We start from the raw sequence: 8,346 nt of genomic DNA on the forward strand, positions 1-8,346 counted from the left end.
TGAGACAAAAGGGGCATGCGGTCGCCAATAATTCCGCCCCGGCGTCTATCGCTTCCAGTATCCTGACCTCGGCTAAGCGCGGCTCTTCAAGAAAATCCGCCCACATCCTGCCGCCTCCGCCTCCGCAGCAGAGGCTGTTTTCCCTGTTCCTCTGCATCTCAACCAGTTCTATCCCGGGGATGCTTTTCAATATCTTCCTCGGCTCTTCATAGATGCCATTATGTTTTCCCAGATAACATGGGTCGTGGTATGTCACCTTCTTGTTTATCGTATTTTTGAATTGTATCTTTCCCTGTTCTATAAGACCGGAGAGGAACTGGGTATAATGTTTGATCTCAATCTTCCTCATCTCCTCAGGGTATTCTTTTAAGTAACAGTTGAAATCATGGGGGGAGGTGGTGATAACAGTTTTAAACCCCGGTTTTTGAATTCTTCCGAGATTCTCCTCTGCCAGCAACTCGAATAACCCGTACTCCCCCATCGTCAACGCAAGGTCCCCGGAAGATTTTTCATCTTCCATAATGGCAAAGTCCACATGAGCTTCCTTCAGGATTTTAACGATCGATCTGGCCACGGCCTTCACCCGGTCGTCATACGAGGGCGTGCATCCCACGTAATAGAGGACATCGCTCCCCGGTGCCTCCTCTGCCTTTTTGACATCGAGGTCCGCGGCCCATGCCGTCCTCTTTGAAGGCTGCATACCGTATGGATTGCCGACTACCTGCAGGTTCTCCAATGCCTTCTGCTGTTCGCGGATCGGCGGTACCTCCTCCTCAAGAAGCAGCCTCCTGCCCATTTTGATCGCGTCTACCAGTTTTACCCCTGCCATCAGTCTGTCGCAGATAATCTCACAACTCCTGCAGGTGGTGCAACGCATCAGGATGTCCCTTAAATCTTTGTCTATCCTGCCCAGCTTTATGCCATAATAAAGGGATTGGGTGATCCCGGATCCCCCCTGGGTTACCCAGCCATCCGACACCTCATAAACCGGGCACTGTGAGATGCAGAAACGACACTTGACACATCTGGACACTATCTCAAGGATATCCCTTTTCAACTCATTGCCGCTTTCATTTTGATTTTCCATCGTAGCTCCCAAAAATGTTTTTACTTAGATGCGCCGGAATCCCTTAAAGGGTCTTAACGCATTATGGGCTCAATAACCCGCGACTGAGAATGTCGTTTGGGTCAAAAACTCTTTTTGTCTGTCTTACGAGGTCATAGGCCTTATCCCCGTATCTCTGTTTAAAAAAGGTATTCCGTTTTCCAAATTGGCCCCATTCGCCTCCGCATGTGCCGAATCTCAAGTTCATTTCAGATTCCACTTCCAATCCTGCCGCGACAATACTTCTCTTTGTTTCGTTATCCAGATTTTTAGGGACAATAAGCGTTGGGTGGAACGTTAATGCGCCGATATGACCAAGCAGATAAAACGGGAGGCCTTTGAAGACCGGTTTTTTATCAACGTAATGTTCCAGTTCCTTTATACATTCCACAAGATCTGCAAGGCTGGAAACGATTTCAGGTCCCGTAAACTGACCATCATGTTTTTGCATCAGGGATGCGATGATGACCTCTCTCGCTGTCCATATCTTTGTCCACACGGTCAGATCCCGGATCTCTTCCATCCTGATGGGATTCTCTTTCTTCATAACCTCTAACAGGCTCTGCACATTGCGCGATGCCTCATCTTTTGAAGCCCCCAGGGAGGCAAAGAATATGGCGCATCCGGGAGGGACCGGAAGTCCCGCATGTTCGAATCCGATGGTTGTGGTTACCTTGTCCATAAACTCCATAAAAAGCGGTGCAGGAGCCTTTTCCCGGTACATCCTTACAACGGCACGCGCTACGGATTCTGCATTTTCGAAATAGGCAATTGCAAAGGCCTTTTCTTTTGCAGGAACCAGCCTCATCCTTATGCGCGTAACAATACCCATCAAACCGTCGCCGCCGACAAAGAATTTTGTGAGATCGGTGCCGGCGGGTTTTCTTAATGCCTTCGAGCCTGTCTCGAGGATCTCTCCTGTGGGAAGGACAACCGTCAGGCCCAGGACATAATCTGCCGGTTTTCCGATACACGCGTCGATGATATGGCCGCTGGTATTGTTGGCCATCATCCCCCCCATCGTTGCAACCACCTTGCTCCCGGGGTAGACAGGCAGAAAAAAACCCTCTTTCGCCAGCAACAGATCAAGCGAATTGACCGTGATTCCGGGACCACATTCGAAATACCCGTAATCCGTGTTGATATCGACAAACTTCATCCTGCTTGTACTCAGAATGATACCCTTTTCAGGCGCCCTTGCCGAACCTGTAAAACTGGTGCCTGATCCTCTCGGGTAAACAGGAATATTTTCGCTGTTTGCCACTTTGAATATCCCGCTCACCTCTTTTTCGTCTTTGGGCTTCACCACAAGATAGGGTAGCTTCTCGTGCGACTCAAGATCCAGCTCGTACGGGTAGGCATCAAGCGTATTATTGATTAACTCGAAATAATTATCAGATACGTTTTTCTCGCCAACTATGTCTTTGATTTTTTCGTAAATGTGGCTGTTCATTGTACTGGCCCCTTGTTTGTTATGATTGTGTTGATTGCGCTCCTAATACACCAGTTTAATAATCCCGGAAATATCCGGCAGGTTTTCCAGGTCTCCCACAAGCTCAATAAGCTTGTGCGCCTTGTCTTCTGAAATAACACCCTCTGTCTGTGAAAGAAGCTTGGCGACAATCTCTTCATGCGACATGGGTTTCTGCGAATCTCCCTTACAATATATAGTCCTTTTTGTGTACATTTTCCCCTGAGTTGTTTTTACCTCGAGCAGCGTAATGGATTTTTCAGGCTCCCTGGCAAAGGCCTCGACAGCCTCGGGGAGGGTTTTAATCTTGACCTTCCGCATAAACTTTGGCATTTCGCTATCTCTAAACCGGTCATCAATGTACCAGGGCGGTCCAATCTTGTAACCCAGTGCGGCATTTGCAAAGGCCCACGGAACACTCCAGTAAGCGTCCTCCGGATTAGCGGGATTTATATTGTCATACGGGTAGCTCGTGATCTTGTCGTGGGCGTGGTAGGTGACCTCTTCAATATCCGACGGCTTCAGGCCTTCTGTTTTCATGATCTCCAACAGCGATTCGATCCCGGGCTGGGCCCATCTGCACGTTGGCCAGGGTTTGAAAGACATCGCGGTAGTAATGAAAAAGTCCTTACCCAAACCCTTCGTATACGTTTCCCAGTCGTTCCTGTCTGAGATGGTTGTCCAGTATGGATAGGGGTCATCGAGAATCTCATAAAAACCCGTATACCCTAACTTTGCGAGAAGAACTGCATTTATCGCAACGAAGTTGTGAAACTGATTTCCGCACTTTGACATGGAGGCCGGGACATAGAGGATATTGTGAACATTCATCGTAGGACCCTGGCCTAACCCCATACCGAAAGCATTCATACTCTCTTCTTCGTTTAATCCCAGGAGTTTTATCGCAGTCACCAATGGTCCGCATCCTTGCCAGTTTTGGTTCCATACTTTTTTCTTATATTCAGGAGAAGGGAAGGTTGCATCGATGATCCTGCCTGTAACGTCATATGCTGTGCATACTGCTGTCAGGATTTGCTTTCCGCTAAGGTTGTTTCTTTCGCCAAGCGCCAGGGCTGTCATTACCATGCCTGATCCGGGATGACACATGTTTTTATATGTCTCCATGAGTTCTACGCCCATACATAATTGTGTATTCACCCCTGATGCAATTCCTGCCGGAACTTTCGTACCATTAGCAAAGATTGTCGACTCGGGCGCACCACCCATCTGTTTGCCCCACTCAATGATAATCTTCCCTGATCGCAGTACAGATCCGCCCAGCGCATTGCCAATCTCGTCCAGAATGAATTGCTTCAGTCTTGCAACTGCCTCTTCCGGAATGTTTTCAAAGCGCGCTCCAGCGATGTAGCTGACAATATCCCTGGTAACATTCATCGTTTAACCTCCTCCTGTATTGCTCTATCTTTAAAAACACATTTCATATCCTCATCCTCCCCCCATGAGATTGGGTAGAAAGGTTGTGATTTGAGGAAAGACTGTGAGGAGAACTATGCACACCATCATCATGATAAAAAATGGCATCGCACCACGAAATATGGTGAACATGGGCACATCTTTGGCTATGCCATGCACCACATATACGTTCATGCCTACTGGAGGTGTTATGACCCCCATTTCCGCAATCAGCACCATGATTACACCGAACCATATGGGATCAAAGCCCATTTTTATAATAAGGGGATAAAAGATAGGCACCGTGAGTATAACCATGGCCATAGTGTCCATCAGACACCCGAGGATCATGTAAATCATTATGATCCCAACGAAGATCATATAGCGTGATACATTGAATCCGGCTATAAAGCTGGCCAGTTCCGTAGTAAACCTGCTTGCAGTCAGGAAATAACCAAAGATCATTGCGCCGATAATAATAACAAAGATCATTGCGGTAGAGCGCATTGCCTCCACGAGGGCTGCAATAAGCTTTTGCCGGGTGAGCCTTTTCTTGATCAAACCGGCGAGGAAGGCGCCGAAGGCGCCAACTCCGGCCGCCTCGGTTGCGGTGAATACCCCCATGTAGAGTCCGCCCATGATCACTAAAAATAACGTCAACACGGGCCACATGTGTTTGATTGACTTCAGCTTCTCGATAAAGGGTATTCTCTCGCTCGGCGGAGCAAGTTTCGGGTTCACCCTGGCCTGGACATAGATAATGGTAGTAAATAAGGAGGCAAGCAGAATTCCGGGCACAACTCCTGCAATAAAAAGTCTGCTGATCGATTGCTCCGTGAGTATGCCATAGATGATAAATATGGAACTTGGCGGAATGAGCACCCCCAGTGATCCTCCGGCAGAAACGGCGCCGGTTGCCAGGGCGGGGTCATAATTGTACTTTTTCATTTCCGGCAGGGCTACCATGCCCATTGTGGCGGCTGTCGCCAGAGTGGAGCCGCATACAGCCGCAAAACCGCAACACCCGAGGATGGTAGCTATGGCTAATCCTCCCGGCAAGTCGCCCACACACTTGTGGGCGCCGTAATAAAGGTCATGGCTTAAACCGGAGTGGTAGGCCAACGAACCCATGAGCATGAAGAGAGGGATAACGCAAAGGTCATAGTTTGCCGTAATGCTTATCGGAACGATCCTCAATTGACCGTAGGCGCCTCCCACATTGGTTATATAGGCAAACCCGATAAAACCGATAAGGGCCATCGCAAGTCCAACCGGCATACGTAAAAACAACAGGATGAGGAGGATGCCGATGAAGATTAGTCCGATAGTAAATGGGCTCATTTCCTTAAAACCCTCCCCAGATTCTCGAAGAAATGTGTTATAAGCACCAGCGTGAATGCGGCCCAGCCAAGAACCATCACGATTGCGAAAGGCCAATGGGGGATATGCAATACGCCGGATACGAGCCCTGACTGCCACAAGCTTTTTACTTGTATTGCGCTTTGCCAGGTTATGAGCGATACAATACCTATACTGAGAAGACAGGTCAGGGCATCGATAACTGCCTGAGCCTTTCCGGGTAACCGGTCGACAAACAGATCGACAGAGACATTGCCGCGTTGAACTGCACATTCAGCAAACCCAAAAAACACAACCAAAACCATTAAAAACTCTATAAGCTCAACTGATCCAGGTATCGGCAATACTAATATATATCGTCCTATTACATGGGCCATCACCAGGAGCATTAATATGAATAAGAAACCGGCACCGCCGAAGTTAAGTAAGCGGCTTAACGAATTGACCATCCTGTCCATTGTCCTGATAAATCTTTCCAGACCCACCCTGTTCCTCCCTTTTCAGTGAGTAACCTACGGCTTTGCCTATGATGGAAATCTGCGACCGGTTATGTGTTTACTTATTCGTGCCGGCCAACTGCTTATTGTATTTCGCTATGGATTTTTTCGCTGCATCCACAAACTTCTTTGCAGGATAACCTTTAGCCTCCATGGTCTTTATCCATTTATCCGTAACCGGGGAAACTTGCTGCTCCCAGCGTTTCTCCTCATCCGGGGTAAGGTATATAAACTCCATACCCTTCTGTTTCGCCAGTTCGAACCCTGCCTTATCGGCATCATTCCACGCCTTTCCGACAATATCGGCGCCCACCGTACCGCTGCATTCGTCTATGACCTTCTGGAGGTCTTTAGGCAGGCTGTTGTATTTATCTTTGTTCATGGCTGCCCAGAACCACTGAACGGCAATATTACTCATGTTTACGTATTTTGTCACCTCATGAAGTTTCCATGTCGGGATTGCCTCGCCTGGAAACACCGTTGCATCTATTGTCCCCTTCGACAACGCAAGGTAGCTTTCAGGAGCAGGTATTGAGACCGGGGAACCACCTAAGGCCTTTATATAATCACCCATTCCGCCGGGGGCTCTCACGATCAGTCCCTTCATGTCTTCGAGTTTTCTAACCGGTTTCCGCGTAATAAGCTGTGCAGGGCCCTGGGAGAACAACCATAGAAGCTTTACGTCAGCATACTCTTTCCTGAGTTCCGGAAATGCATAGTACAGGTCCATCCAGGCACGGCTTGCAGCCCAGGAAGACTGAGCGCCCAGGAAAGGAAGTTGCGTGGCCTCGCTCATCGGGAAACGGCCTATGTAGTAAGGCCCCGGATCCCAGGCGATGTCGATCGTGCCTGCCTTGAGAGCATCGTACATTGTACCGGCCTTTGCCAGGGCGCCGCTCGGGTAGACATTGATCTTAAGTCTGCCTTTGCTTTTTTGCTCAACCATATTTTTCCATGGAATTACTGCATTTTTATGGAACCACGATACCTCCGGGAAAAGGTGATTGAGACTCAACTCGATAGGCTTTTCAGCTGCAGAAACCGGCCAGGCAGTAACGAATGCCGCTGCAATAAATGCCAACATTACAATAATACCACCGATCCCATAGAAAAAACTTTTTCTTCTCATGACAACCTCCTGAAAGTTATTCCGGCTTTTCATAACCGTTGCTTCATAAACCCCTTATTTGGTCTTTTTAGAAAATAATTTGTTCCATTGAGGCAAACTTATCTCTTGCATCCTGAATATGCACTTCCGTCAATTTTTTGATCTCTGAAATGTCTCCTGTCTTATAGGCAGCAAGTATTTTCATGTGTTCTCCCAGGGACTGTTGAACCCCCCCGGGCGCACTCAGGCCTATAGCTCTCAGCCATTGAAACTTATCAACAAGTCCTGAAATAACCTCTATATACACCTTTGAATTGGTTGTGCGGTAGAGAATTTCATGAAACTCCGTCTCATAGCGAATGATGTTGTAAAAATCATTCTTTTCTACATATCTCTTCACCTTTTCGATATTTTGCTCCAGCTCTGCGATGGTATTATCTGTAAGTCCCTTAATGATAAGGGGGATAGCAAAATCCTCAATAACCTGACGGATAGCAAAATAATCATAAGCCTCCTCGCGAGAGAGCTTACGCACCATGTAACCCAGCTTATTTTTAGATTCGACCAGCTTCTCATTTTCGAGCATTAATAAGGCTTCCCTGACCGGTGTTCTGCCTATACCGAGCTCTTTTGCAAGTTCAGAGTCAAACAGGCTTTCCCCTGGTTTTACCCGTAAAAAGATTATTTTGTCTTTGATAGTCTTATAGGCTTGATGTCGTAAGGTTTTCATAATTTATATATTCCTACATATATTAATGCATATATTTATACATATATATTAGTCCTCACCTACCTGTCAAGCATTTTTTCATAGTCTTTCCGGAATTTTCGCTCCCCTGAACCGCGCCGCATGCACCTACCCCGGACTTAGGCGAAGCAACGTCCCTTAACTATGCTGTATTTTGACCAAAAAGGATTTCTTTTTTGCTGAAAAGGACCGAAGGACGAGGGACGAAAAAAAACAACAGCAAACCGGATGCTGGTCGCTTATTATCTCTTTGGTTTTTTTCTCTTGCTATTCACTGCCTTTATCCCGCGTCTTTGCGGGCTTGATTGGCGCCCTATCTCTCGATGAAGGTCATAGAAGCTTAAGGAGGGGGTTTGATTCGGTTGTGTGCTGCGGAGTTTTAGCCTTCGTCCCGTGGGATCTTGAGTTTCATGTTGGCGACGATCTTGCTGCTCTTCAGTTTGTTTAGTGATTTAAGACTTGCCACGTCTGTGCCGTATTTATCGGAGATGGACCCCAGGGTCTCACCCTTTTTGACTACGTGGTACTTGACCTTTGACACCTGCTTTTTATGTGAATAACTGGCAAGCTTCAGTTTCATATTAGGGTAGACCTTATCATTCTTCAGGTTGTTCATTGATTTGAGGCTCGCGACTTCGATGCCGT

8 protein-coding genes are annotated in these 8,346 nt (G+C 47.4%); all 8 read right to left on the reverse strand.

Features of this window, described 5'->3' with window-relative positions; genetic code table 11:
* Positions 1-1,087 (reverse strand): (Fe-S)-binding protein (locus PHU49_11355; GenBank protein ID MDD5244600.1); only part of this gene is annotated, 1,087 nt, incomplete at its 3' end.
* A 61-nt stretch (positions 1,088-1,148) separates the two neighbouring features.
* Positions 1,149-2,558, reverse strand: coding sequence for an FAD-binding oxidoreductase (locus tag PHU49_11360; protein ID MDD5244601.1), 1,410 nt, complete (start codon positions 2,556-2,558; stop codon positions 1,149-1,151).
* A 42-nt stretch (positions 2,559-2,600) separates the two neighbouring features.
* Positions 2,601-3,971: an MmgE/PrpD family protein gene (locus PHU49_11365; GenBank protein ID MDD5244602.1), complete on the reverse strand. Its 1,371-nt coding sequence runs from the start codon at positions 3,969-3,971 to the stop codon at positions 2,601-2,603.
* 51 nt (positions 3,972-4,022) lie between these two features.
* Complete coding sequence (locus PHU49_11370) at positions 4,023-5,330, reverse strand: TRAP transporter large permease subunit (protein MDD5244603.1); 1,308 nt, start codon at positions 5,328-5,330, stop codon at positions 4,023-4,025.
* Positions 5,327-5,833 (reverse strand): TRAP transporter small permease, encoded by a 507-nt coding sequence (locus PHU49_11375; protein ID MDD5244604.1) that lies wholly within the window; start codon positions 5,831-5,833, stop codon positions 5,327-5,329. Before PHU49_11375 ends, PHU49_11370 begins: the two co-directional genes overlap by 4 nt.
* Positions 5,834-5,903: 70 nt before the next feature.
* Entirely contained in the window at positions 5,904-6,974 is a 1,071-nt protein-coding gene (locus tag PHU49_11380) for a TRAP transporter substrate-binding protein (protein ID MDD5244605.1), read from the reverse strand.
* A 67-nt stretch (positions 6,975-7,041) separates the two neighbouring features.
* The gene (locus PHU49_11385) at positions 7,042-7,683 is read right to left on the reverse strand and encodes a GntR family transcriptional regulator (protein ID MDD5244606.1); all 642 of its coding nucleotides are present in this window, start codon (positions 7,681-7,683) and stop codon (positions 7,042-7,044) included.
* 397 nt (positions 7,684-8,080) lie between these two features.
* Positions 8,081-8,346, reverse strand: a 266-nt coding sequence (locus PHU49_11390; GenBank protein ID MDD5244607.1) for a LysM peptidoglycan-binding domain-containing protein, incomplete at its 5' end; no start/stop codon positions are given.

The organism is Syntrophorhabdaceae bacterium, from assembly GCA_028713955.1.
In the GTDB taxonomy this organism is placed as follows: Bacteria; Desulfobacterota; Syntrophorhabdia; order Syntrophorhabdales; family Syntrophorhabdaceae; genus UBA5609.